This is a genomic window from Vibrio palustris (assembly GCF_024346995.1).
Taxonomy (GTDB): Bacteria; Pseudomonadota; Gammaproteobacteria; order Enterobacterales; family Vibrionaceae; genus Vibrio; species Vibrio palustris.
In genome coordinates this window covers 140,553-165,306 of sequence record NZ_AP024888.1, presented here as the reverse complement: position 1 = coordinate 165,306, position 24,754 = coordinate 140,553, and the positions used below count along the sequence as shown (strand labels likewise).

The following is a 24,754-nucleotide window of genomic DNA, read 5'->3' as shown; positions in this document are numbered from 1 at the left end:
GCACATCGATATCCATACATTCATCCATCACTTTTTATTAAAGCGCTATACCAAGACACCTATAATATCATCCTGACGCCATGCTCGTAGCATAAGTAGGACACTCTTAACACATAACCTTTTGTTGAAATATATATTTCGTATCTTTGGTAAGGTGGACCAATATGTCACTTTTTACTTGGGCGTATTTATCCGTTGAGTCAAACTCACCAAACATCCGTTTCCCATTACGCTGACAGTATAATAACTGCAGACTCAGTACCTTTGACCATGCTTGGCCTACTATTTCGTGGGTTTCATCTTCGTCTGCATGCCATCCCCAGCCTAGCCAAAATTCATCACCATCAATATGACCATCCGAACATAGAAGTGGACTATCTCCTGCAAATACGCACCATGATATTTCATCAGATTCTGGACTCAAATCTGTACGCTTCCAGAGTTCATCACCGATATCGATTGGTGGACTCCACGAGTGCGTTTTAACATAACCACTTAATCGAAACTCACGGAGCGCAGCTTTTTCATCCCTGTCTAGCTGGTTGTACCGGAGCACACGGAACTCGGAAGGTAAGCGTACCTCAGAAATCTTATCCAAACTCTTACCAACATCGATCTGAGGACAATTACACGTAAGAGTTAATGAAAAACCAAACTTTTCAGTGAACGGCCTTTGCTCCTTCACATCTGATTCTTCATACATTATTTGAAGGGGTGGAGAACCTGCCACTCTTCTTTCAATGAGACTTCTATATAATTTCTGCGTAACTTCGCTGTCTCTATTAGCGACGGCGAAGTATAAATGGTCATATTTCGGGTGAAAGCCATTCTTAGTGACCGTTGCTATACCCTGAATCGTACTATTCAATTCCAAAAATAGCGTTTCTCCATCACCAGAAGCTCGCTCAAAAAGTGGTATCCGTTTGATACCATGGTGATCTTGAAACTCTCTCAGTTTCCCTCGATTACTTTCTTTAAATTCAAAAATTTTCAAGATACTTACCTTATGAGTCTAACGCCGCATTCAGCGGCTCTTCCACTGCAATGTTTTGTTAGACGAACGAAAATATGACGGATTCCCTAAAAGCCATTTTGAATCAATTGCCCGACTATAAAACATGGATGTCTATTTACTTATGTTATCACCGCTCTAACAATCACAAAGGGTAAGATCGCAGAACTCGGAAAAGGTTCAACTGATTTAGGCAACATCGCCATGATATAGTATAAGGTATGGATGTCTTCTTTATTTTACAATCAAGGTATAGCAATGGAATCAAGTACTATCTTCGCTCTTACAATCTTCTTTTTACCTTTAATTTTACTTATAACTTCTTTGGTAATAGGAAAAAAAAGACGAAAAAAGTTCGAATTAAAGCTGGCTGAATCTAATCAGCATATTAAACAGCTCCATACTCGAATTGCAGAGATAGAAAAAGAGCGAGATGCTTTAATTACCAAATACACTCCAATAACAGATATTGAAAAGCATGCTGCTGAGTTACTTGATGAAGTAGAAGAAGATGCAGCATCTAAACGCGAAATTTCTTTAAAATTAGTTGCTAATGCAGAAGCGGAGGCCGAAAAAATTCGTCAAGATGCTAAAGTTCTACTTTCAGAAGCAACACAGCGAGTAAAAGACTCAAAAGAAAAATCTGAGACAATCAAGAACGATGCACGTAAAGAAGCAACTAAAGTTATTAATTTTGCGGAATCCCAAGCCAAAGAAATTGCGGACGATGCATATGAAGCAAAAGCTAAAGCTGATTCTTATGAAAAAGCTATCCGAGCAATGCGTAACACTATTGATGGCTATAAAGATGATTACATTATTCCAAATCATTCGGTACTCGACGACTTAGCTGATGAGTTCGGTCATAAAGAAGCAGGTGAAGAATTAAAAGCGGCTAGAAAACGCGTTCGAGATATGGTTAAAGAAAACCATGCTGGCTCTTGTGATTATGCCGAAATCAACCGGAAAACATATGCAATTCACTTTGCTGTTGATGCATTTAACGGAAAAGTAGACAGCGCCCTATCAAAAGTTAAACACGACAACTTTGGGAAAATAAAACAAGAAATAATTGATGCATTCGCTCTGGTAAATCATAACGGTGCTCCATTTAGAAATGCCCGCATAAATCAAGAATATTTAGATGCCCGCTTAACTGAATTGAAATGGGCTGTTGCTACGTTTGAATTGAAGAAAATAGAACGAGAAGAGCAAGCTGAAATAAAAGCCCAAATACGTGAGGAAGAGCGAGCAATCCGTGAAATGGAAAAAGCACGTAAAGAGGCTGAAAAAGAAGAGCGTCTTATACAAAAAGCGCTTGAAAAAGCCCGCTCTGAGCTTGCTCATGCAACTGAAGAGCAAAAAGCACAATATGAAGCTAAATTGGCAGAACTCGAAACCAAATTACACGAAGCAGAAGAAAAAGGACAACGTGCACTTTCTATGGCACAACAAACTCGAAGAGGACATGTTTATGTAATTAGTAATGTTGGTAGTTTTGGCGAAGAGGTCTTCAAGATTGGTATGACTCGTAGGCTAGAACCTATGGATCGCGTAAAAGAGTTAGGTGATGCATCTGTTCCATTTGCTTTTGATGTTCATGCCATGATCTACAGCGATGATGCCCCTGCTCTGGAGAAAGAACTACACCATAAATTTAATCTCAAATCAGTTAATAAAATTAATCCTCGCAAAGAGTTCTTCAGAACAACAATTGCTGAAGTTAAACAAGCAGTTGAGCAGCATGGTGTTTCTGACGCTCACTGGACGTTAAAAGCAGAAGCCGCTGAATACCGTGAAAGCTTAGCTATTGAAAAAGAACAACAGCAATCAGCCGTTGCTTAAGTGTATAGTGCTTGGAGTTTTGCTCTGAGCACTCGCTCCGACCACTCAATGCACAATAATACTTACGATACTAATAAAACATCCATAGTGCTGAATAGAGCTGTGTGTACCAATCACTTTTTATTAATAGAAGCTAACAACACTATCCGTTATATCCAAGTCGGTTTTGTGAGTTTACGCAACCGCCCCTAGGAAAACGAGCAAAAACAGAATGAAATTAGAAATGGATAAAAACAAACCTGGAATATGACGATACAGTGACGGCCGAATACAATATCGCCACTGTATTGTACGATTTGCTATCACTAAATGGCAGGCTCTATGAGCATGAAGAAACTTAAACCGCATTATTGTGGTTTTTGAGTCTGAACGGGAATTTCAGGACAAAGCTGTTTAGCTTAAATGACTTATTAACATTAATTCATATAAGAAAAATCACCTTGGCACCTTAACGTTTGTTATATCTTTTTGTCTTTAAAACCTTTTTCGAGCTTCTGTCCTAACAAAGTGATCAACGCACGCTTTGGTTTTAAGTCTCCAGATTTTTTGTCTCGCCCATATACGACTGTAATATTGGCTTTATAGTTTCTCTCAAAAGCAATTTGCTCAAGATTTTCGTCTGAGTTAAAACTAATTGGAATCCTTTTGTTTTCGGAGATAGAAGGAATATGGGCAGCCCAGCCAGTTTTATGACGCTCCAGATCCATACTGGTAATGTAAACATCGACGTTATTTTGAGGGATAGATACATCACCCTCATTAAAATCATAACTGGGAAGAGCCTCCACCAACTCACTATCAAAAGTGACTATTGGTGAATCAGATGCATTGGCACCAGAGAAAAACTTAACTTCAGCTCCCTGCTCTAACTTAGCTGGTGCAATAATTTTTCTTGCTTCTTTGGCAACCTTTGTTTGACCATGCACCTCAATTGCATGAGCAATTGCAGACTGAATTACATCTGGAGTTGTACCGTATGCTTCAGCTCCGATATTAATGAATATGTTATTGTTTGCTTGGATTGTAGCAGTGCTCTCGTCGCGCCCGCCAAGCAGCTTCTTCATATGGTCAAGAGCCATAGAGGCTCCTGTTACAGCAAGTATCGCTACTAGTACAATCAAGCCGTTTCGAATATTCTTGTTAGTTATTCCTACATTCATAAGTTTTTCATGAGCCCAGTCGTTTACACCAGTTAAGTGGCAGTCTAGTGATTGCTGACTACCAAAAGCTAAACCAATTAGTAAAACTTCCCAAAGGCTACCTTTACTGACCTCATTAACGTAAACCTTAATGTCTTCGATAGCGAGGCTTTCATCAAGATGTTCAAGCACCGTTGGAAGCATTTTTATTAATTCTGAATACCCTTGTAATGATGCGATAACATCATCCAACGGAATTGGTTCTTTGTTGCTATAGTAAATTTTTTCTTTTGACTCAATATACATCTTTATCCTTAGAGCCTAACCTCGCCAATTAAAAATATAACGCCCAGCACAGCCGCAGACAAAAGTGGCACGTAAATATGCAGCAATTTGAGTAATACTTCGGATGGTCGGTTGATGCTTGTTATGGTGCTGGTTCCTCATTGGGCTCAACATCATTGTCTCTAACTATGCGATCTGTAAGGAAGTGCAAGGCTAGTAATGTTGTAAAAATAATATTACTTACCAACGCAAAATAGATAAAAACAGCTATCAGCTTTACCTGCGTAAAATTGTTGCCAAAAATTTCTTTCCAAATTGTCATCGTTAACTCAAGAACACCACTACCAAAATAAACAGCGATGCTCATAAACGCCAAATAACCAAACATATAACAAAGATACTGCCTGCGGGTGACATCTTTTCCATATAAAGTGGGAGCTTTACCTCTCATCACCTCATCCATTCCCTGACGCTGAAACGTTGCAACTGCCGCCAAGGACGCAACGAAAAAGCCGATAAGGATTTGAAGTAAGCCATTGACTAACTGCACTAATCCACTTTTACCCAAAAAAGCGATTTCAACAGGAGTACGAGAAAGCAAAAATGAAAATAAAGCAGCCACCATGAGTGGCATATATATATCTATAAATAGCTTTTGTTCATGCTTAATTCTGAGGTAATAAAGTGGCTTCAGTAACTTCTTCGTTGTCGCTTTCAACATATTCCACCCCACACTCTTTACATATTAAGGATTTAATTTTCCTTACCAATTGACTGTGTTGACTTTCCTGACACTGCTGAATTTGGCTTTCGGTATAAACCTTACCGCGCTTACTAAACACGCCAGCCGCTCGTTTAATCACATCTTCTTCTAGTGAGTTGAACTTACCAGTTCTAGTACCTCGATATTCGTCATCATATTGTACTTTTAAGGTTGAATACCCTTTATCTTTCGCCTTTCTAGAAAGGCGATAAAGAAGCTGCTCAGCAGCTTCTTCTCCCATGTTAGCACCTATAGCGTAACTGACCTGAGCTTCCTTGGTGATTAGCTCATCTTCATCGAAGTCATCCTCACTTTTTTTGTTAACAAGCGTAACACCTGTTAGACGGCGAGTTTTCAACCCTTCTGATAAGCTCTCTGAAGCTAGATTATTTAACCTAAAACTTGGACGGCATGGCTTACTTTTCTTTTCATTCTTAGGTGTGAATGTCCATTTAGGACGGATAATTGTTTTGTTAAATAAGCTCGTCAAAGCTCGCTCAACTAGCGATTTATTTATACCTGGCACTACCTCTAGCAAAGCTAAGTGAACAGGTGCTTGCTGTCCTTTAAAATGTTTTAAGTCTACAACTAAATGAGCTGATACAGCAACACCTTCACCTATTGACTTTCCTGCAATACGAACAGATCCGGACTTCATATTCTTAAACGCAGGATCTGTGAGGTTCATGTCGGTATAGTGGAAAAGGATAACAGCTATTTCGTTTACATCGTCTACATCAACAGAATGCACATGTAGAGAGGCAGTTTTATTTTTTGTTGAAAATACTGCTGTCTTTTCTTCTGCAGCTTTCTTCAAGTGAGGAATGATGTGCTTGTTTAATAGAAAACGAACATTTCCTTTAGTCGGGATAGACTTAAGTTCTAACTCGAGATAGTCAATATTGCGCTCGTAGTACGACAGCATAGATAACCTTATAATAAGTACAACTACTTTAACGACGAATATGCAACAAAGAGATAAGGCAATAAGGCGCATATGAAAATCTTAGATGAAAGCACCATAACGCCGATCAGTGGTGAGCGACGCTATCACAATACTCAGTTATTGCACTACAAAATATGGGTTCTTGTTTATTAGGGTTAGCTTTATTTTGAAGCCTTAACTATTTTTTTTGCAGGCTTAAATATACAGACTGCCCCTCCATTAGTTAGACTTATATTGTGATTTAAATCACAATTCAATGCTACAAACATAATTGGTAGCTGCTCATTTCCAAATGAATTTGGCAAAAACGCAATTTTGTTTCCTTCTTTACATTTACTCTCATTGTCAGCAGCTTTCCAACTTACAGTTGTACACAATGTATCTTGATCAATGCCAAAAGCATGTGCTTGTAATGTATTAAATAGAATGAGAGATATTAATAGAACTTTTTTGATAATTGTCATATGGAACTCCAGTATACTTAAATATTCAATTATGATTGTTTTAAAATTTAAATCTAACGCTAAAATTAATGTCTAAACCATTGAAATATAAAAAATAAATATATTATTACAAAAACTGCGGACCGTAATGCTTCCATTGCAGCGACTTGTTAAACAGTCATTAAACTCGAATGGGCAGCTATTACTTCCCAGTGATTACCTTCTGTATTTTGCCAAACTCGGGTGAACCTAAATGTTCCATTCGCTGGATTACCATCATAGTTACCATTGATTGTTACTTTGGCAAATATAACCGCTGTATCCTGTTGCAATTTTATCTGCTGGTCTTCAACTGAAATATGAGAGATACGCAACAAACCTGATTTATGTGCTTCTAAATCATCCTTTTTGCCAAGGATTTGACCTAAATGATTCGTAAAAATCAAATTGGATGACAATAGCTTGTCTAAGCTAATAGTGTCAGACTCAAGCATTGCTTTACACAATAATTCTTCAGCTTCCAGAATTTGAACTTCCTTGTTATTTTCCACCGCCGCTCCTTTTTACTGTTTAACGCCGCTAGCAACGGCCGCCAAGCGCACGTGTTTTGGTGCGCTGATGTTGACTAGCCTTGTTAACTTTTTCTACAGATTTGGAAAATTTCTTTAAAAATGCAGAAAATGACATAACACGGTATAGCGATACCCATTGATATGAATAGTATTCCAATAAAGCTAAGCACACTTGAAAAAATAAAAACCATTAGTGCTACAACTACAATGAATATGGCTACAGCCAAAAGACCATACGAAAACTTAAGAGCATTATAAATACCCTAATTTAATTACATCCATGTTCGATACTCTTTTTAAAGTTAACCTTTTAAATAGTGCGTATGCGCGTTTTCTCCGAGCCTGATCGCTCAAAATACGTCTCTAGGCTACTGTTTTAAAAGAGGTTTTTGAATCACCCAAAAGTAACTCAAAATACAAATTCGAGCATGCGCGCTATATCATTTATCCCAGCGTGTTATTCTGGTCGATATAGTGGTCAGTGATTGGGCTCAATACACTTTATTGACATTAACATGACAAATCAAGCAACTAAACCATACTTAAGTCATAAAAAGCAGGCATGCAACTAGCAAGCATCAAAAAGCGCTAATAATAAGACATCCATAGTGCTGAATAGCGCTGTGCGCATCGGTATCCATACATCCATCACTTTTATTAATAGAAGCTATCAATACTATCCGTTATACCCGAGGCGGATTTTTTAGTTTACTAAGCACTGACTTACACCACGACTACTAACAGGATGTTATATGAAGCTTTTTATTGCCAACCAAAATTATTCAACTTGGTCGCTGCGCGCTTGGTATCTCACGCAGCGCTTTAACTTAAACGTTAATATCCACAAATTGCCGTTATTCTCTACCGAGTTTTACACCACGTTAAACCCGTTTGCGGCCAATAATAAAGTCCCGCTGTTAGTTGACCATGACCAGCCTATTTGGGGCTCACTCGCCATTATGGAATATCTCAATGACGCGTATTTAGATAACCAAGCTTGGCCTGCGAATCGCCTCGAACGGGCAAAAGCGCGAGCCATAAGCGGTGAAATGCAATCTGAGTTCACCGCATTACGCAGTGAAATGCCCATGAATTGCCGCGCGAAACGTCACTTAGTTCTTAGCGATGCTGCGCAACGAGATATTGCCCGTATCGATGCCTTGTGGAGCGAGCAGATGGCGCAATATCCACAGCAATGGTTATTTGGTGAGTGGTCGATTGCTGACGCCATGTTTGCGCCAGTGGCGCTGCGCTTTATGACCTATGGCATTGAATTATCCCCCGCTGCCGCGCAATACCAACAGCGCTTAATAAACGATAAGATGATGCAGCGTTGGCTTCAGGAGGCGCTACAAGAAACAGAAATTGTCGACGAAGATGAAGCGGGGATTGATATCGCTTAGGCATAATTATACGTCACTCTGGGCCGCTTATGTTGCGTAAGGGCCCGTCTTAAGCTCACACCTAACCATCACCTTTATGCTTTAATATTATAAGCTTAACTAATGACCGCCGCGCTACTTTTAGGGTATATTCAATTTTATGCAATGCGCTGCTGGCGACGGTGCTCTGCTTAACGATTACCTAAGGAGAAAGGATGTCATCACAACAATGGAATGCCAAGCAATACCAACAAGACGCGAATTTTGTCTCAGACTTTGGTCGCTCAGTCAGTGATTTGCTGAATCCACAAGCCAATGAGGCCATTTTAGATTTAGGCTGTGGTACTGGTGAGCTTGCTGAACAAATCGCCCAATCTGGCGCTCAAGTATATGGTGTGGATGCCAGCGCCAGTATGGTGCAAGCCATGCAGCAACGGGGGCTTCAAGCAGAAGTCATGAGTGGTGATGCCCTCACCTTTCCCGCGTCTTTTGATGCCGTGTTTAGTAATGCAGCGCTGCATTGGATGACGGATTATCAGGCAGTATTACGCGGCGTAAATAAGGCGTTAAAACCCAATGGCCGATTTGTCGCAGAATTTGGCGGCGCAGGGAATATTCAGGCGTTAACTACCGCCATGAAAGAGGTGGTTGCTGCCAATCCAGAGATGGGCGACTTTCGTAACCCTTGGTACTTCCCAACCGCTGAAGAGTACCAAAAACAGCTTGAAGCGCATGGGTTTAAAGTCCATTCCATTGAACTGTTTGCGCGCCCTACGCCGTTAAAATCAGGCGTAGAAGCATGGCTGAAAATCTTCGCTAACCACATTATTTCGGGGATGCCTCCTGCTTTAGAAGAGACCTTCTTACGAGAAACCGCGCAGCGTGTTGAACCGCAGCTCTATTCGGCAGAGCAAGGCTGGGTTGCCGATTATGTCCGTTTACGTTTTCATGCTGAAAAAGTTGCAGCGCTTACATAACAGCGCAATTCGTATCACGCCCTAATGCAATACAATGGCGTGATACGTTCTGCTTTCACCTGCAAACCCTCAAACAACTACCACTCAAACAACTGGGGTCAGTGTAAAACGTTTCACTTCCCCTTCATACTCGTCAATATAGTTGCCGATATACACGCCACCACTATTTTCAATCACACGCTGAGAGGCAGGATTACCAACCTGACAACTCACCATCACTGGCTCGGCGATCGCATGTTGTCGCACCCACTGCAATAACTGTGTCGCAATACCTTGCCCGCGCGCGCTAGGGCGTGTTTCATAACCAATATGCCCAATCACATTATCGACATTCGGCGTACTCCCCCGCCGAACACGAATGGCACCGACGATACGGTCATCGCGCACGGCAAAATAGGTCGTACTGGGTAATCGGCCATCCGCTAATGACTCAGTCCATTGTGAACGCTCGACCAAACGCTGCACATACCCACTTGGATCATCGGCAACGCCGTGATATTTCGTGATCCCCACATCAGCACATTCTTGCGCAAATTCAGCGATCATTGGCGCTAAACTCAAGTGCGCCGCGACTACATCCATATTAACTTCCTTTTTGATAAATCCATATGTTGTTGTATCAGTTGCTGTCAATCAGTCATGACACTAGCTCAGCATATTCATCGTCTCGACGAACACCTATACACTCCTATCATTTCAGTCGCTTAGCAAGATTGCTAAAATCTGTTATGTTATTCATCTCGGTATAAGGTCTCACTTGACCTTGTCTCTATTCCCTATGGCGAGAGGCATCGTTCTCTTTGCGATACAATGACCATCTTGCCCATTTATGTTTATAGGATTTTTATATCATGGAACCGATCGATAGCGTACTACTCGTCTCAGGGACTCACGGCAATGAGCTTTCGGGTATCTATCTTCATCATTTAATTCAACAAGATTTGTATCATGCTAATCGCTCGTCATTTACGGTTGAACCAATCCTGGCAAACCCGTTAGCAATAGAAAAAGGCGTACGTTATGTGGATCAAGATTTGAATCGTCAGTTCAGTCCACAAGCCATAACACAAGCAACACCATGTAACGAAGTAACCATTGCACAGCAACTGCGAGCAACCTACGCCAACCAACCACAACAAATGGTGATTGATTTACATAACACCACCAGCAATATGGGCGCGACGCTTATCTTACTCTCAAGCTCGCCATACTATAAAAAAATGGGCGCCTACGTAAAACAACATATGCCGGATGCTTATATTCTGTTTGAAGACCAGATTACTTGGCACGAACAAGCGTATTTATGCAGCCTTGGTGACGCGGGCGTTATGATTGAAGTCGGCGCACAAGCCCACGGCGCGCTCCAATTCGAGACGCTAGAACTGATGAAAACCATGCTCACCGCCGTATTGGACTACATCGATCTTGCCAACCAAAATGCCCTGCCAGCCTTAAACCAAGACTACGACGGCTACTTCTATCTTGGCCACATGACGCTCCCCGTTGATGAATCAGGTGTTCGCACCGCGATGGTACACCCCAACCTGAATGGCCGGGATTTTGAAGTATTACGCCCCGGCGAGCCCATGTTTATAACTCTAGAAGGTGATAACATCCTGTGGGACAAAAATTATGACGTTTACCCTCACTTCATCAATGAAGCGGCCTATTGTCTCAGCCATGTCGCGATGGAGCTGGCCGAAAAACGCGTTGTTTCACTGAAATAGCGCCTTCACCTAAATAATGGATGTATTGACTGGAAAACCATCAATGCATCCATAACTGTCTCTTTTCTCGCCAATTCTGACTTAACCCCCTTAATCTCTTACAAAGCTTAATCGTATCTTGTCATTATCGTAAACAAACTGTCACGAGATATGCGTAGAGTACGCATCTCGTTAGCATGACAGGCTTAGTCATGCCATTAGCACCCCATAATGAAAGGCATAGACCATTGACCAAACAGTTTAACAACGTCGATAAAGCAATCATTAAATTGCTGCAACAGCAAGGGTTGATTAAAAAAGAAGCCGAAGCACGTTTAAAACAAGAAGTTTATAAACTCAGCGCAGACGAAGTGGCGAAAATCAAAAATTACGCCATGCATTTTGGTCTACGCGCTCAAGATACGTTCATTGCCGAAGTACTTGAGCTACGTCGTGAGGCGATGTATCACCGTCTGACATCTCAGACGCCATTACTGACGCCCACAACGTTCGCGGGTGCACATTCACTCGATACGATGAGCACTCACTGAAAAATACCAATACATATGGTTAACTCCATAATTTCAAGCTAAATGATCATCGCACACTGTCAGACAATAACGAGTCGAGGATGACACTAACCAAGCTTGCATTTGCTCACGAGCGCGTTGATATTTTGCCCCTTTGAGCGCTCGATTAGCGGCCCATGCCTCTTGGCTCGGCCACTGCGCATAACCGATAAATACAGTCGGGTTTTCCGTCCTATGTAAACGCGAACCATAACTGCCACATTGCTGGTAAATTCCTTCGGTCACGACTTGCCAAGCACGGCGAAAATCCGTTTGCTTACCGTCAACTACCGTAAATTCATACACCGCGATAAACATATCTTGCGGATGCTTTGAGCCCGGTTGTGGCAGACGACGCCTACGCCAACTGTGATAATTCGAGAGAAGTGCATACAGCACGCCACGCTTATTGGAATTTGATGCCAATACCTGAGGCTCTTGATAAGTTTTTTTTAGTAGTGGCTCAATATAGTCATGATAATTTAGCATTACTCGCTTCCTTGTGATGAGGATAATCAACAGCCTGATTTATACAACAGACGTATTAGCAGTTATCGGTACTGTTATGCGCGATGTTTGTGCTAAGATAATTCCTCAAGTTAACTTGAGGTCAAGCGTTTTTAAGGAAAAAAATCAATGGACATGAGCGTAGGAGAAGTCGCGAAACGCGCCGGTGTCAGTGTCGCGACACTGCACTTTTATGAAGAAAAAGGATTAATTCTCAGCACCCGCAACGCGGGCAACCAGCGGCGCTATCAGCGCACGATATTACGCAGAATCGCGGTGATCAAAGCCGCTCAGCAAGTCGGATTAACCTTACAAGAGATCGTCGAGGCGTTAGAGATATTGCCAAAAAACCAAGCCCCGACCACTGAGCAGTGGCAGGCGCTAAGTCAATCTTGGCATGCGTTACTTGAAGAGCGGATTATCAGTTTAAAAATGATGCAGAACCAACTGGGCAGTTGTATTAACTGCGGTTGCTTATCACTGGATCACTGTGCCCTCTACAACCCAAACGATAGTAAGGGAGTGCATAAAAACGGGGCACGTCTTATTCATCATCAAACCACCAATGAAAGCGAACAGTGAAAAGGCTTAATGAGTTAAAACTCCCGATTGACGCGATGCAGCAACGCCATTAAATGCTGACGCTCTTCATCACTCCATCCTTTGGTCAACTCTTCCGTCAATGACAAATGCAAACCGTTATGATGGCGATGAATCTCCCGTCCAGGCTCAGTGAGGTCGACCACAATAGACCGGCGGTCATGCTCACTATATTGGCGAGTCAACAGCCCCAATTTTACCAGCTTATCGACTTGCACGGTCAACGTGCCAGTGGTGATACCTAAATGATGCGCTAACTCTTTCATTTTCATCGCGCCGTGATTACCCAGCGCTTCTAATGTATGAATTTGTGCTAACGAATAGTCAGATTCGCGGACCACTGAGGCTTCCCATGAGGCCATTTTATCGTAGAACTCGGTTAATACATGACTTAATGCGGCCATCGATGACATGCTCATCTCCTAATTAGGATTCACTTCTATCACAAGGTGTTCGATTGTATCAAACTCTTGTAAACATTGCTTAAAGTACGCTGGCGTGCGAGCTTGCGCATCGTGTAAAGTTAGGGTCGCACAGAAATGATCCGCACTCACTTTCCAGATATGCATGTCTTGAATTGTGACCTCTTCGGCTTCTAACTTGGCGACTAATTTCATTTCGTATTGAGGGTCAATCGCTTTATCGAGGAGTACAGGTGCGGTTTGCTTCATTAATCCCCACGCCCATTTACTAATCACAATACTCCCGATCACTCCCATCATAGGGTCAAGCCAAATCCACCCTACGTATTTACCCATGATTAATGCGCCAATCGCTAATACGGACGTGAGTGCATCGGTAAGCACGTGGATATACGCCGCTTTTAAATTATGATCGTGATGACCATGTTGATGAGGTTGATGATTGTTATGCTCATCGTGTTCATGATGTTCATGATGTTCATGACCATGGTGATGGTGACTATGGTCTTGCAGCAATACCATACTCAGAGCATTGACTATCAAGCCGATGACCGCCACTGTAATGGCTTCATTGAACTCAATCGCGACCGGATTTACAAAACGATCGACAGATTCTAAGGCCATCCCCAATGCCACAATACCTAAAATGAGGGCACTGGTGTAACCACCCAAAACGCCAACTTTTCCCGTACCGTAAGAATACTCGCCACTGTTTTTGTGCTTACGCGCATAACGGTAAGTAAATAAGGTAATACAAAAAGCGGCGGCATGAATCCCCATATGCCAACCATCGGCGAGTAATGCCATGGAACCATAAATGCTCCCCGCGCCAATCTCTAGCACCATAGTGACAAAGGTCAACGCCAATACATACCGCGTCTTTTTTTCGTTCTCGGCGTCAAAATATGAAAACGTCTCTAATTTTTTACAGTCAGGTATCTTCATCGTTAAATACTTTGATTATCAAATAATATACAACTCTAGATTACTTGATAATCAAAGTAAATACAGATGTGATGATTTATTAACCACAAAAGCACGGCGCGACTATCACTAAAATCCAAATATAACTCAATAAAAAGCGTTGCTGAACAACCGCTCAGCAACGCTTTATACAACGTCAATAAGACGAATAATACCTCATCATTAATGAACTCATGACGCTTGGTCATGAATATGCATCAGACAATAGCGTGATACGTTATGGTTTATTCATCATATAACTCTCACGATTTCTCTTCTCCTGTCAGCGGCTTCATCACTAGTAAACTTGGCTGTTTGATCCATTTCACCAATGTTGCCGTACAACATAAAATGATGAGGGTTGCGGGTAAACCACCTAAGTTAGAGAGTGATTTCACACCTTGTATTCCCACGGTACTGACCATAACCCAGGCCACTAAACCGATAATACAACCCCACAGCACTTTAATTCCCACTCCATTACTCTCTAGAGAATCAGCATTAAAATCTTTCATACATAGATCACCAATCGCATCCGTACTCGAGTCAGCAGCCGTTACATAAGAAACAAAAGCAATAAATACTAAAATAAAAGAGGTTAACAACCCGAAAGGTAACTCACCAAAAATATGATACAGCAATTGCTCAATACCACTCGCATTCAGAATCGCGTACAACCCACCTTGAGTCGTTTGGTCCATATAGATTGCAGTTCCAGCAAAAACTGAGATCCAAAATAGAATGAAAGCACTCGGATAAACCACATTCATTAAGATAAACTCTCTTACGGTATAGCCGCGCGCTATTTTACCTAAGAACATGGCTGTAATCGGCGCCCATGCAAACCAAACAGCCCAATAGAATACGCTCCATGACTGCGGCCAAGGATCCGCCGCCGCTTGCCCCGTAAACAAACTTAACCGCAAGAAATTCTCTAAATACGCACCCAATCCTTCAACACCAATGCCAAGAATATATTGGGTCGGCCCTACGACTAAGACAAACACTAGCAATACAAGCAGCAACCAAAAGTTGACCATCGATAGACGCGCAATCCCTTTAATTAATCCGCGTGTGGCAGAGAATACAAACACCGCCACAATGGCCAAAATCACCAGTCCAAGCGTCAACGGTGTTCTCTCCATAGGAATAAATTGACTAATTCCCCCAACCAAAGTCAGCGCGCCAGTCCCTAATGAGGACGCCATGCCGACAACGAGTGAATATAACGCCAGAGCATCAATAACATCGCCCTTTTTACCCGTAACCCAACGACCAAATACCGGCTTTAACGAACTACTGATCGAATAAGGCATTTTTAAGTTATAAAAAGCCAGGGCAAAAATCAGTGCTGGTATCGCATAGATGGCATAAGGTGTCGGGCCCCAGTGCAAAAACATCGCCGCAAAAGAAAACAGTACGGCATCTGGACTATTTGGCTGGATGTGTAAGCTCTCTGGTGGGGTATGTAAATGATAGAGAGGCTCCGCTGTAGTCCAAAATAATACCCCGACAGCCAAGGTCGTACACAACACAATCATAAACCAGCGAACTTTATTAACCCGCGGGGTAGCCTGCTCTCCGCCAATCTTAACCTTGCCGAGTTTCGAGCCATAGGTCACACATACAAGACCTAGCAAATAAAAACTGCCGAGACTAAACAACCAAGAAAAGTGCGTAAGAACAAAGCTATTAGCAACGCTCATCGCATGTAAAAACAGTTTTAGATCAACCAAACTAAACACTAAAGCGCTAATCAAAATCAGAAAAGTCGGGAAAAAAACTAGCGGTCGAATCGTTTTAAACATATCAATATTCCTTTATTTAATTAAACACCCGTTCGTTCAATGGTCTCCTTGAACTCTTTTTCAAAAATAACCTGCTCGCCTTCCAATGCTTGCCACCGCGCCGTGATGTAGAAGTAATCATAATCACAGTGCATATGATAATGAGCCGTGAGTCCTGTCCACCAGCCGTCACGTCCCATATCAAGTTCATAGAACAGTTCTGATTCTGCACTCAAAGGATCGTCAGGGTGAATGGTTTGAAACTGCTTCATCCGCATATCAATCTCAGTCTGACAAGAGTTAAAATGTTGTCGTCCAAAATCATCACGAGTTTCTAAACAGACCAGCCCGGTTTTATAATCATGGTGGACCATGCGTTGGCTATCATAAGCACGTAAACTTTCACCGTCATAGCTCACTGGTTTGTCATAGACGGGCGGTTCAAATTCTGTTTCCCATGTCTCTCGGTAAGGGACTTCAATCATGCTTTTAGCTGGGTTAAGCGTCAGTGTCGCGTGATCAGCCGATGGCCAGATTAAAGGCCAATAAGCCGTCGATATGGAAATACGCAACCGATGACCTTGCGGCACTTTATAAGCAACATGCTTGAGCGCCACCTCGACGGAATACCAAGTATCTGGGTCAAGTTGAGTAAATGTGGCGTGATTATCACTATGGTTAAGATTGAGCACCCCGACACTAATACGTGTCGATGAGCCATCAGGATGAACATCGCATACTCGTACAGCCACTTGCGCGGTCGGCTTATCACTGCGAAGTGACAGCGTCGCGACCACCTGACCGGCTAATGCGAGATCTTCAGTTAACGGTAACGTATCGAATGTTAGCGAGCCTGCATCATCGGCGCGTTGATCTGCTGGCTGCTCCATATCTTGACGAATTCCCACACATAATCGCCCGCCATTGAGCCCCGTAGTCTGAGGCGAACTCACCGACAATAGTGGCGCAGCCGGGTTGGCCGTTGCAGACAACTGCTTTTCATTCAAGAAATAACGCTGAGAACAGGTATTTGGAGAAGGCCAACAGGGCTCACTGATCCACTGACCAGGACGGTGTGCATAATCGGTTTGCGCACGCACGCTGTCTTGCAAGTAATAACTTAAGGCCGGTTCATCTTCGAGACCATTTTCAATCCCTTTTAACCAACGATCCCACCAGCGTACCGATTCTTTTACGTAGTCCATTTTAGGATTAGGATAAGCAATGTTCGGGTACTTATGTGCCCATGGCCCAACGAGCCCTCGACAAGGCACAGATAAGTTTTTCAATAGACTAAATACGGTATCGCGATAGTTATCGGCCCACCCACTCATGGCATACACTGGGACTTTGATCGCTGAGTAGTCTTCGCACACTGAAGCGTGTTGCCAATACTCGTTGCGCAGTTGTTCGGTCAACCACGGTTTCGCCAATAATGGCATGCGTTCGAGGCGCTCAAGCCATTGGTCCTTCCAATTCTCTCCCACTAATGCTTTATCGGGTGCTCTGCCCTGCGCATATGCCCAAAAAAAAGAGGCCCAGTCTAAGTTGTCATTGAGTAGGCATCCTCCCATGTAGTGCACATCATCACGGTACCGGTCATCCGTAGAACATTGGGTAATAATCGCTTTAAGTTCTGGCGGGTTTAATGCTGCAATTTGTAGGGAGTTAAACCCTCCCCAAGATATGCCGACCATTCCCACATTGCCATCACACCAAGGTTGTGTGGCAATCCATGCAAGAACGTCTTGGCCATCTTGCAGCTCTTGCGCGGTATATTCGTCACTCATATGACCATCTGATTCACCACAGCCACGTAAATCAACACGAATACACGCATAACCATGTGCTGCCGTTTCTGGCATGGTAATTTCATCACGTACAATCGTGCCATCATTTTTACGATAGGGTAAGAATTCTAAAATAGCGGGGACGGGTTCACTTGATGCGTCCTTAGGCATCCAAGCCCGATACGCGAGCTGTGTGCCATCTGGCAACGGTAGCATTGCGTGATGGATTTCGACGATATCATTCATCATAAGGGTCCCTTTAATAGAAAAGATGCGTTCTATATTAGGGAGCAAGGTTTGTAAGTAAAATTCTATTTTGTTAGTATCCCTTGAACTAAAAGTTCAAGGAAGAGCATGCCAATACTCAATAGAACCATTCCATCATTAAGTGGGTTAATACTTTTTGAAGCGTCAGCACGGTTAGGCACCTTCACTCGCGCTGCTGAAGAGCGCTGTGTCACACCAACAGCTGTTGCCAAGCAAATCAAACAGTTAGAAAGTTTTTTGAACACGCGCTTGTTTGAAAGAAAACAACAAGGATTAGAGCTGACCACAGCTGGTTATGAATACTTAGAACAAGTGTCACACGCATTGACCATTTTATCTGACGCCGGCCACCAACAACAAAATAAGCAACGTCCGACGTCATTACAGTTAGAAGTGGGAGGCTGTTTTTCTCATTTCTGGCTATTACCTCGCTTGGATGATTTCCGCTCAAGCCATGATGATATTGTGATCAATATTGCCATCAATAATGACAGTCAAATCCATGAGCAGCCATTATCAACATCTGATATTTCGTTCTACTACGCGCCTATAGAAGCCGTTCATCAAAATCATTATCTCTTATTTAAAGAACGTATGTTATTGGTGTGCAGCCCAAGCTTTTTAGAGAAACGTCCAGAGTGTCAAGATCTCAATACCTTATGGCAGCAACCCTTATTAGGATTAAGAAAAGCTTTGGAGTTTTGGGAAGATTGGACATCTTGGGCTTATCACGCCGGCATTGAATATCAAAACCCGGCCAACATCATGCTAATGGACGATCAAATTTCGATTATTCAAGCGGCGCTAAATGATGCCGGTATTGCCTTAGCTTGGGATTGGCATGTACAAAGCCTGCTCGACGAAGGACAACTGATCGCTCTAACACCACCGATTGAATGCCATAACAATGCTTTTTTTCTCGCCTATAGTGACAACGCAAACCGCAAAGGCAGCGATACCTTCATTCGTTGGGTGCTTAGCCAAGTGACATCAACCACCTAATCTCGCTAACCTCAACCACAAATATGGCCACCTTAATAATAAAGCCAGCATCACGCTGGCTTTATTATTGGTCACTAAGGTTTGGTGATATACATATCCCGAGAATAACGAATATGGCTCGGATTTTCGGTCGTATACCCACCCACATTAGTTTGTTTAAGTACCGCTTTTGTTTCAAAATAAATCGGCATCACAGGCATTTCTTTGGCAAGAATTTGCTCCGCTTGGTGGTACAGTGACAAACGGGTTTTAGCATTCAAACTGTGTTTAGCTTGTTCCATGAATGCGTCATATTTTGCATTACTCCACTGTCCAGGGTTATATCCTTGCGTCGAGAAGAGATCTAAAAACGTAGACGCCTCGTTGTAATCCCCACCCCATTGAAAACTTGCCATAGAAAGGTCGTGTTGATGCACTTTTTGTAAGAAGGTTTTGATGTCTTGATTACGTAAGTTGACTTTCACACCTAAGTTTTTTTGCAACATTGAGGCAACCGCTATCGCGATTTTACGCACTTTATTATCCGTTGGATAATCAAACGTCACAGTTAAAGGATGCTGTTTATCGTAACCGGCTTCTTTCAGCCATGCTTGCGCTTTTTTAATACGCTCGGCTTGTGTTAGCTGGCTCCATTCCAACGTCGGTAGGCGGTATCCTGCGGTAGCTGGCGGGACAAAACTATAGGCTGGAATATAATCAAGGTGTAAAATACCTTGGGCAATCACCTGTCGGTTAATGGCGTAGCTAAACGCTTTACGTACTTTTGCATCATTAAATGGCGCTTTAGTGGTATTAAAGCTGTAATAATACTCGGCAATTTTGGGCGAAATGATAAGTGTTTTCGGTGCATTTTTCCGAATTTTATCAATACTTTCTGTCGGTACATGTCCGGTAATGCTAATCTCACCCGTCTTGAAACGATTATATTCAGCGTTCGTATCGGAGAGCGCTAAATAGGTAACGCGATTTAATACTGTCTTCTTATTATTCCAATAATAGGGGTTGCGCTTGACCACAATACGTTCATTGACAATATGCTGCGTAAGTGTAAAAGCAGAGCTGGTTACGATATGTTTTGGTGTCGTCCATTTATCACCATATTGTTTTACAACGGCTTTTGGCACTGGAAAAAACGACTCATGTACAAGCATCGAAATAAAGTATGGTAAAGGCTGATCTAACGTAATCGCAAGCGTCTTATCATCTAAGGCTTTTACTCCCAATTGAGCAGCAGGTTTTTTACCATCGATAATAGCTTGAGCATTTTTCACATGGGCCGCGGCGTAATACCAAGCATATGGTGCTGCAGTTTTTGGAGCGACCAAACGTTGATAGGCATACACAAAATCGCTGGCAACAATAGGCTGACCGTTTGACCAGTGAATATCTTTCCTTAAATGAAACACATAACGTGTGCCGTCCTGATTCACATCCCAACTTGTGGCCAGTGCTGGAATCGGATTACCTTGCGCATCTTGCGTCACTAACCCTTCAAACATGTCTTGCACCACACTTGAACTGGAGCCGGTTGATGAATAAGCAGGGTCGACACTTGGTGGTTCATCGTAGTTGCCACGCACTAACTGTTGTTGTGCGGCTAAAGTAACATCATCCGGTACGTTAGCCGCATGAGCGACAGGCGCAATAGCCACAGATAGTAAGCTTAAACGGGTGGCCACTTGCACGATAGGCGCGCGAGAATACAACATAGTAATTCCTTTATTATGTTAATAGACAATAGGTTATTATTTTTTGACGCCTAAGATTGCCCGAGCTGTAAATGTTTCGCAAGTTGAATCATATTATCGAGCATGGGGTTTTGTGTGCCTTTTTTCCACACTAACTGTAAATCTAGAGGAAGCGCTTGCAGGTCATCGAGTTCTAATATGCGCACCCCTGCCATAGATTCTGATACCGTCGAGCGTGGCACGATGGTGCACCCAACCCCAGAGGCGACAATCGCCAGCATTGTCATGCTGTCATTCCCTGTTTCAACGATATTGGGATGAAAGCCATGCTGATAGAAATATTTCCCTAATTGCTCGTGATAATTCGGGCTATTCTCTTGATCAAACCACACAAAATCATAGTGACATAAATCACGCAGTAAGCGCGGGGGATGGGCCAGAATAGGAGAACTATCAGGCACCACAAAAACCAGATGATCACGATATAAAGTTAAACGTTCAAATTGCGGATCGTCTGGGGGGAAAATCACTACCCCCATATCAATCGTATCATCACGAAGTGCATCCATTTGCGGGCCAGATAACATGGTATTTAATTTTAACATGACCTTGGGATAGCGCTCTCGAAACGCTTTTAGCAACACACTCAGCTCAGCAACCCATAACAGCATAATCGTGGTACCGACACGCAACTCACCGATCATGCCTTGATCAGTCAACACGGCTTTATTTTTGGCTTCTTCTAAATCCACTAACAGCCTTTCTGTCTCGCGTAAAAATACTTTCCCTGCGTTAGTCAACGCCACCCCTCGTGCGGTACGTGTCAATAACTCCACTCCCACCGAGTATTCCAATGCTTGAATCTGCCGGGTTAATGCGGGTTGAGCAATATGAATCTTGCGCGACGCGGCCGATAACGACAATTCGTGCGCCACGGCAATAAAGTAACGAATTTGACGAATTTCCATAATCTTTCTCTTCATCCATGCCCAAACGGTATAGGTTCTACACCTATTTGATATTTTCCTTATAACCTCGAGAATGTAACACTCAAATCTGCCACATAATACCGCCCCGGATTATGTTAGAAAAAATAACCGCACTACAAGGATGTCAGTATGGACACATTTTTTACCACACAGCACGCCTCATTGACCGCATTACGCCGCGAGATCCACCAACACCCTGAACTTGGTTTTGAAGAGTTCCAAACGGCACAGCGCGTCAAAAGCCTGCTGACTCAATTAGATATTCCGTTTGTCGATAACATTGGTCAAACTGGTATTGTTGCCACTGTCACTGGCAACCTCCCCGATAATGGTCGTCGTATCGGCTTACGTGCCGATATGGATGCTCTGCCCCTGCAAGAAAAAAATCAGCACGCTTATTCTTCCCAAGTTGATGGCTGCATGCACGCCTGTGGCCATGATGGACACACCACCATTTTAGTCGGCGTCGCTCAATACTTAGCCAAACATCGTGACTTTGCGGGCACGATTTATTTAATTTTCCAACCTGCAGAAGAAGGTCGTGGCGGCGGTGACCAGATGGTCAAAGATGGTTTATTTACACGCTTTCCTATGGATGAAATCTACGGTTTACACAATTGGCCCTATCTGGCGGCGGGCAAAATCGCTGTCCTCGATGGCCCAGCCATGGCGGCGGGTGATCGCCTTTCGATTTCCATTCGAGGATTAGGTGGGCACGGCGGCGCAACACCACATCTCACCATCGATCCACTGCGCATTAGTGCGGACTTAATTACCACGCTGCACACCATCATAGGCCGTGAAATTGCCCCTCTAGATCAAGCGGTGCTTAGCTTATGCGCTATCCAATCGGGTGATATGAATGCCTTTAATGTGATACCTGATACCGCTGAAATCATCGGTACCGTCAGAACATTTAAACCAGAAATACAAGATCAAATGGAAGCGGCGATCAAACGCATCTGTGCTGGAGTAGCGGCAACCTATGGTGCAGAGATCAGCGTCGACTACGAACGTATTATTCCAGCCACGATCAATACACCAGCCTGTGCTCAGTTTGTGCGTGACACCATTGAAGCGCATTTTGAACCCGGTACTTTGGATACCGACACACCGCCCACTTTCGGTGGTGAAGATTTTTCTTTCATGCTCAATGAAGTCCCTGGCGCGTATATCTTCTTGGGCAGTGCGCGTCATGACGATGACGAACCGTTGCACAGCCCACATTTTGATTTTAACGATGCCGTTATTCCAACTGGCGCCAAACTCCTAACGATGACCGCATTGAACGCGCTCAAACGTTAATCTAACGCGCCAGTAAGGCGCACATTAAACCTTAAAACAGTTCATTTAATGGAGGGACCCATGAAGAACCGTAAATACCCGATGCACCCAGCAATGATGGTGTACTTTTTAATTTGCGCTATGGCGATGATTTGGCCAGGCGCAACACTCGCTAACCACATTGAACCGATGATCATTGGCTTGCCTTTTTACCTCTTCTGGTATTTTGCTTGGCTATTAGTCACCTTTGTCGGACTAATTATTTGCTACCAGATCGAAAACGATGAGGAGGATCAAGCATGAGCAGCTCTTCTCTCGTTATCACTGGGATCACCGTTGTTTATCTCATCGTTATTCTATGTGTCGGGCTTTCGGCAAAACGCGGGCAAAAATCGACCTTAGAAAATTACGTCGCCGGTGGCCGCAGTGTCGGTTTTATCGTGTTGTTTTTTATTTTTGGTGCGGAATGTTTCTCTGCCTCCGCGTTTTTAGGCACGCCAGGCTGGGCCTACAGTAAAGGCATGCCAGTGTTATATATTGTTGCCTACCTAACGCTAGGAGTCGTGGTTTGGTGGCTAATGGGCCCCAAAATCGCCAATTCCGGACGTAAAAAAGGCTTGCTGACCCAAGCCGAGTTTTTCACGGCGCGCTATCCTAATAAACTCTTAGGGGTGTTTATTGGCATTATTAGTTTGGCAGCCATGATCCCTTATCTGACAGTACAAATTGCTGGCGCAGGGATGCTCTTTCACAGTGCCACGGGCGGTGCCGTACCGTTTTGGCTCGGCGCACTTATTGCAACTACGGTTGTCGCGATTTATGTATTTGTCAGTGGACTTAGCGGCATCGGTTGGACCAACTTGCTACAAGGCGTCATGATGGTGTGCATTGCATGGTATCTCGGTTTAGCCACCCCAGAGCATTTTTTTGGTGGTGTTGGTGAGATGTTTGCGCAGATTAAAGAAAAAGCCCCCGAGTATCTGACCATGCCCGGTGCGACAGGAATGGGTTGGGGTGCGTACACCACCGCCATTTTAGTCAGCTCGCTTGGTATCGTTATGTGGCCGCATATCTTTATGAAATTCTACACGGCGGAGAGTGGCAAAACGTTAAAACGGGTATTTGTGTTCTACCCGCTATACGGACTTATCATGCTCCCACTGATTTTTATTGGCTTTACTGGCGTATTAGTCTTCCAAGGTGAACCACTTGCCAAAGCAGATGATGTCTTATTGGAATTAGTGGTCAACCGAGTCGGATTTTCCGATTGGGTGATTGGTATTGTGCTCTCCGGCGCGTTAGCGGCTGCGATGTCCACCGCCTCGAACTTAGCGCATACCAGTGCATCGATTTTCTCACGGGATATTCTCTACCCAATGCCGATGTTTAAAAACATGAATGAGAAACAGATGCTACTGCTCACACGCCTTGGTGTGATTGTGGTATCGCTCTTGGCTTACGCGCTCGCCATGGCAAAAATACCCACATTAGCTGCGCTACTCTTAGCCGCTTATGGGATAATCGTTCAGCTCTTTCCGATGCTGGTTGGCGCGTTATGGTGGAAAAAAGCCACCACGCCCGCCGCGGTCACAGGGTTGATTATTGGCTCGGTGCTAACGTTATATTTTCAATTATTCGGGCATAGCCCATTTGATTGGAATGGCGGATTTGTCGGACTCATCGCCAACAGCATCGTATTTATCGCGGCCAGTCTATATAACCCCGCGACACACGAGCAAACCGCGGAAGTCTAAAAGCACAGTGACCGATGTTTATATAGCTCGGCAATCATAAAAAAGCGCGACGTTTTCGACGT

Annotated in this window: 24 protein-coding genes; 10 read left to right on the top strand and 14 right to left on the bottom strand. The window is 43.4% G+C overall.

Going from position 1 to position 24,754, the window contains the following annotated elements; genetic code table 11:
* Positions 1 to 106: 106 nt before the first annotated feature.
* A complete protein-coding gene (locus OCU30_RS13120) occupies positions 107 to 994 on the bottom strand; it encodes a hypothetical protein (protein WP_077314596.1) in 888 nt (295 codons plus the stop codon).
* A gap of 276 nt (positions 995 to 1,270) precedes the next feature.
* On the opposite strand from OCU30_RS13120, the gene OCU30_RS13115 reads away from it, so the two are divergent.
* Positions 1,271 to 2,857 (top strand): SNIPE associated domain-containing protein, encoded by a 1,587-nt coding sequence (locus OCU30_RS13115; RefSeq protein ID WP_077314597.1) that lies wholly within the window; start codon positions 1,271 to 1,273, stop codon positions 2,855 to 2,857.
* Between the two features lie 458 nt (positions 2,858 to 3,315).
* Here OCU30_RS13115 and OCU30_RS13110 read toward each other — a convergent pair whose 3' ends face one another.
* The 5 genes from OCU30_RS13110 to OCU30_RS13090 form a co-directional block, all read right to left on the bottom strand.
* A complete protein-coding gene (locus OCU30_RS13110) occupies positions 3,316 to 4,302 on the bottom strand; it encodes a hypothetical protein (protein ID WP_077314598.1) in 987 nt (328 codons plus the stop codon).
* Between the two features lie 121 nt (positions 4,303 to 4,423).
* Positions 4,424 to 4,906 (bottom strand): hypothetical protein, encoded by a 483-nt coding sequence (locus tag OCU30_RS13105; RefSeq protein ID WP_077315094.1) that lies wholly within the window; start codon positions 4,904 to 4,906, stop codon positions 4,424 to 4,426.
* A 40-nt stretch (positions 4,907 to 4,946) separates the two neighbouring features.
* Positions 4,947 to 5,969 (bottom strand): hypothetical protein, encoded by a 1,023-nt coding sequence (locus OCU30_RS13100; RefSeq protein ID WP_077314599.1) that lies wholly within the window; start codon positions 5,967 to 5,969, stop codon positions 4,947 to 4,949.
* A 182-nt stretch (positions 5,970 to 6,151) separates the two neighbouring features.
* On the bottom strand, positions 6,152 to 6,454 hold the full coding sequence (locus OCU30_RS13095; RefSeq protein WP_077314600.1) for a hypothetical protein: 303 nt from the start codon (positions 6,452 to 6,454) through the stop codon (positions 6,152 to 6,154).
* 149 nt (positions 6,455 to 6,603) lie between these two features.
* Positions 6,604 to 6,984: a nuclear transport factor 2 family protein gene (locus OCU30_RS13090; RefSeq protein ID WP_077314601.1), complete on the bottom strand. Its 381-nt coding sequence runs from the start codon at positions 6,982 to 6,984 to the stop codon at positions 6,604 to 6,606.
* A 773-nt stretch (positions 6,985 to 7,757) separates the two neighbouring features.
* Here OCU30_RS13090 and OCU30_RS13085 point away from each other — a divergent pair.
* Both OCU30_RS13085 and OCU30_RS13080 read left to right on the top strand, forming a co-directional pair.
* A complete protein-coding gene (locus OCU30_RS13085) occupies positions 7,758 to 8,408 on the top strand; it encodes a glutathione S-transferase (protein ID WP_077314602.1) in 651 nt (216 codons plus the stop codon).
* Between the two features lie 194 nt (positions 8,409 to 8,602).
* The gene (locus OCU30_RS13080) at positions 8,603 to 9,364 is read left to right on the top strand and encodes a class I SAM-dependent methyltransferase (protein WP_077314603.1); all 762 of its coding nucleotides are present in this window, start codon (positions 8,603 to 8,605) and stop codon (positions 9,362 to 9,364) included.
* An 84-nt stretch (positions 9,365 to 9,448) separates the two neighbouring features.
* On the opposite strand, the gene OCU30_RS13075 is transcribed toward OCU30_RS13080, so the two are convergent.
* Positions 9,449 to 9,946 (bottom strand): GNAT family N-acetyltransferase, encoded by a 498-nt coding sequence (locus tag OCU30_RS13075; RefSeq protein ID WP_077314604.1) that lies wholly within the window; start codon positions 9,944 to 9,946, stop codon positions 9,449 to 9,451.
* A 269-nt stretch (positions 9,947 to 10,215) separates the two neighbouring features.
* Here OCU30_RS13075 and OCU30_RS13070 point away from each other — a divergent pair, with 269 nt between their 5' ends.
* Together OCU30_RS13070 and OCU30_RS13065 are read left to right on the top strand one after the other, a co-directional pair.
* The gene (locus tag OCU30_RS13070; RefSeq protein WP_077314605.1) at positions 10,216 to 11,091 is read left to right on the top strand and encodes an aspartoacylase; all 876 of its coding nucleotides are present in this window, start codon (positions 10,216 to 10,218) and stop codon (positions 11,089 to 11,091) included.
* Between the two features lie 227 nt (positions 11,092 to 11,318).
* Positions 11,319 to 11,621, top strand: coding sequence for a hypothetical protein (locus OCU30_RS13065; RefSeq protein ID WP_420856688.1), 303 nt, complete (start codon positions 11,319 to 11,321; stop codon positions 11,619 to 11,621).
* Positions 11,622 to 11,654: 33 nt separating this feature from the next.
* On the opposite strand, the gene OCU30_RS13060 is transcribed toward OCU30_RS13065, so the two are convergent.
* Positions 11,655 to 12,128 carry a putative quinol monooxygenase gene (locus OCU30_RS13060; protein ID WP_205408807.1) on the bottom strand — a complete coding sequence of 158 codons (474 nt, stop codon included), beginning with the start codon at positions 12,126 to 12,128 and terminating at the stop codon, positions 11,655 to 11,657.
* Positions 12,129 to 12,275: 147 nt separating this feature from the next.
* On the opposite strand from OCU30_RS13060, the gene soxR reads away from it, so the two are divergent.
* Positions 12,276 to 12,728 (top strand): redox-sensitive transcriptional activator SoxR, encoded by a 453-nt coding sequence (gene soxR / locus OCU30_RS13055; RefSeq protein ID WP_077314606.1) that lies wholly within the window; start codon positions 12,276 to 12,278, stop codon positions 12,726 to 12,728.
* Between the two features lie 14 nt (positions 12,729 to 12,742).
* On the opposite strand, the gene OCU30_RS13050 is transcribed toward soxR, so the two are convergent.
* The 4 genes from OCU30_RS13050 to OCU30_RS13035 form a co-directional block, all read right to left on the bottom strand.
* Positions 12,743 to 13,159 carry a MarR family winged helix-turn-helix transcriptional regulator gene (locus tag OCU30_RS13050; RefSeq protein ID WP_077314607.1) on the bottom strand — a complete coding sequence of 139 codons (417 nt, stop codon included), beginning with the start codon at positions 13,157 to 13,159 and terminating at the stop codon, positions 12,743 to 12,745.
* A gap of 9 nt (positions 13,160 to 13,168) precedes the next feature.
* Positions 13,169 to 14,113 (bottom strand): CDF family Co(II)/Ni(II) efflux transporter DmeF, encoded by a 945-nt coding sequence (gene dmeF, locus OCU30_RS13045; protein WP_077314608.1) that lies wholly within the window; start codon positions 14,111 to 14,113, stop codon positions 13,169 to 13,171.
* 281 nt (positions 14,114 to 14,394) lie between these two features.
* Positions 14,395 to 15,939 carry a BCCT family transporter gene (locus OCU30_RS13040; protein WP_077314610.1) on the bottom strand — a complete coding sequence of 515 codons (1,545 nt, stop codon included), beginning with the start codon at positions 15,937 to 15,939 and terminating at the stop codon, positions 14,395 to 14,397.
* A gap of 20 nt (positions 15,940 to 15,959) precedes the next feature.
* Positions 15,960 to 17,957, bottom strand: a complete 1,998-nt coding sequence (locus OCU30_RS13035) for a CocE/NonD family hydrolase (RefSeq protein ID WP_235861866.1) — start codon at positions 17,955 to 17,957, stop codon at positions 15,960 to 15,962.
* Positions 17,958 to 18,062: 105 nt separating this feature from the next.
* Between OCU30_RS13035 and OCU30_RS13030 the strand changes: the two genes are divergently transcribed.
* Positions 18,063 to 18,977, top strand: a complete 915-nt coding sequence (locus OCU30_RS13030; RefSeq protein ID WP_077314611.1) for a LysR substrate-binding domain-containing protein — start codon at positions 18,063 to 18,065, stop codon at positions 18,975 to 18,977.
* Positions 18,978 to 19,051: 74 nt separating this feature from the next.
* Here the strand turns inward: OCU30_RS13030 and OCU30_RS13025 are convergent, their stop codons facing one another.
* On the bottom strand, positions 19,052 to 20,686 hold the full coding sequence (locus tag OCU30_RS13025) for a peptide ABC transporter substrate-binding protein (protein ID WP_077314612.1): 1,635 nt from the start codon (positions 20,684 to 20,686) through the stop codon (positions 19,052 to 19,054).
* A 50-nt stretch (positions 20,687 to 20,736) separates the two neighbouring features.
* On the bottom strand, positions 20,737 to 21,633 hold the full coding sequence (locus OCU30_RS13020; RefSeq protein WP_159439136.1) for a LysR family transcriptional regulator: 897 nt from the start codon (positions 21,631 to 21,633) through the stop codon (positions 20,737 to 20,739).
* 150 nt (positions 21,634 to 21,783) lie between these two features.
* On the opposite strand from OCU30_RS13020, the gene OCU30_RS13015 reads away from it, so the two are divergent.
* Genes OCU30_RS13015 through OCU30_RS13005 form a run of 3 tightly spaced genes read left to right on the top strand, consistent with a single transcriptional unit; the run spans position 21,784 to position 24,692 of the window.
* Complete coding sequence (locus OCU30_RS13015) at positions 21,784 to 22,959, top strand: M20 aminoacylase family protein (protein WP_077314614.1); 1,176 nt, start codon at positions 21,784 to 21,786, stop codon at positions 22,957 to 22,959.
* Between the two features lie 60 nt (positions 22,960 to 23,019).
* Positions 23,020 to 23,241 carry a DUF3311 domain-containing protein gene (locus OCU30_RS13010; RefSeq protein WP_077314615.1) on the top strand — a complete coding sequence of 74 codons (222 nt, stop codon included), beginning with the start codon at positions 23,020 to 23,022 and terminating at the stop codon, positions 23,239 to 23,241.
* Complete coding sequence (locus OCU30_RS13005) at positions 23,238 to 24,692, top strand: sodium:solute symporter family protein (protein ID WP_077314616.1); 1,455 nt, start codon at positions 23,238 to 23,240, stop codon at positions 24,690 to 24,692. Before OCU30_RS13010 ends, OCU30_RS13005 begins: the two co-directional genes overlap by 4 nt.
* Positions 24,693 to 24,754 lie beyond the last annotated feature (62 nt).